Origin of the sequence: Streptomyces milbemycinicus, from assembly GCF_002154605.1 — a bacterium.
Classification (GTDB): Bacteria; Actinomycetota; Actinomycetes; order Streptomycetales; family Streptomycetaceae; genus Streptomyces; species Streptomyces milbemycinicus.
Window position 1 is genome coordinate 1 of record NZ_MUNE01001228.1, and the last position, 1,067, is coordinate 1,067.

The window sequence follows — 1,067 nt, forward strand, 5'->3', positions numbered from 1 at the left end:
CCCCTGCACGACCCCTTCCGCCCGCCCCTGCCCCATGGCATCCTCACGCCGTCGCACATCTGAACGCCGTTCACATACATGTTCATATACATGGAAGGCGGGCTCATGGACAGCAGGGACAGGGAGATCGACCGGAGAAGACTGCTCGGTGGCGCGCTCGGCGCCGCGACGGCCATGACAGGCGCCTCGCTGCTCGGCGCCACCCCGGCGACGGCACACGCCACCCCGGCGACGGCACAGCAAGCAGCCGGACACGGCACAGCCGCACCACCCACATCCGCCCTGTGGCGGGAGTTCCGCGCCGCCCCGTACACCCACCCCCAGATCCCCTACGTCGGCCGGGCCGGCTTCCGGGGCGGGAGCGCGGACTTCCCGCGCCACCCCGTCGTCGCGGACGTCCGCGCGTACGGCGCCGAACCGGACGGCTCGGCCGACGCCGCCCCCGCGATCAACCGAGCCATCGCGGACGCCGGCCGGCGGGGCGGCGGCACGGTCCTGGTGCCGCCCGGTACGTACCGCGTGGACGATGTCATCCGCGTCGGCCACGACAACGTCGTCCTGCGCGGCGCGGGCAGCGGCCGTACCACCCTGCACGCCACCCGCCACCTCACCGAGCTGATCGGCCCGTACGGCAGCCGGTACGGCGGCAACAAGTCCTCCTGGTCCTGGGCGGGCGGCCTGATCTGGATCTGCCCGACCGACCGCTGGCGCACCCTCACCGACGCGATCAAGGCGCAGGACTGGCCCTGCGAGGGCTGGACCGGCAACGAGCGCGACGAATGGCACACCCTCACCGACGTCACCGGCTCCGCCCGGCGCGGCGACTGGACCGTCACCGTCGCGGACACCTCCCGGCTGCGCCGCGGCGACCGCGTACTGCTGCAGCTCAGCGACGACGCGGACCACACCCTGCTGCGCCATATGGCCGGGGACGTCGAGGGCGCCGCCGACTACGTCTGGACCGACAAGACCAAGCTGACCTCGTACGTCCCGTACGAGTGGCCCTGCCGGATCACCGCCGTCGACGCCCGCCGCCGCCGGGTCACCCTCGACCGCCCCCTCCCGCT

At 73.4% G+C, this 1,067-nt stretch carries 1 protein-coding gene; it reads left to right on the forward strand.

Features of this window, described 5'->3' with window-relative positions; translation table 11 throughout:
- Window positions 1-105 precede the first annotated feature (105 nt).
- On the forward strand, window positions 106-1,067 hold a 962-nt coding region (locus CCN51_RS52275), incomplete at its 3' end, for a glycoside hydrolase family 55 protein (RefSeq protein WP_245881906.1).